Annotated in this window: 1 protein-coding gene; it reads left to right on the top strand. The window is 40.9% G+C overall.

All coding sequences use genetic code 11. From position 1 onward, the window contains the following. Nucleotides 1-51: 51 nt before the first annotated feature. Nucleotides 52-259, top strand: a 208-nt coding sequence (locus AC6UDE_RS07065; RefSeq protein WP_500697044.1) for a hypothetical protein, incomplete at its 3' end; no start/stop codon positions are given.

The following is a 259-nucleotide window of genomic DNA, read 5'->3' as shown; positions in this document are numbered from 1 at the left end:
AAATAGCATATAAAACTCATCACCCAATCTGATGATAGCGAAGGATTAACAATGAAAAGACTCGGACTTTTGGCAGTTTTCGCTGCAACACTGACTGCAGGTTGCGCTTCAAATACACAGCAAGACAACTTTCGTGAAGCCTCTTTTGAGCTGTGTAATACCGAAGTCGATATTTACTCAGTAAGCCATGATGAGCGAATTCGTATCGTCTGTTCTGATGGTTCTAAATTCGCTTTGAACAGTGAAGATACGCTAGAAG

The sequence above is a fragment of the Fructilactobacillus sp. X2R5C3 genome (assembly GCF_059901325.1).
The sequence above is the reverse complement of the archived record's forward strand: the minus strand, read 5'-3'. Positions and strand labels throughout refer to the sequence as shown.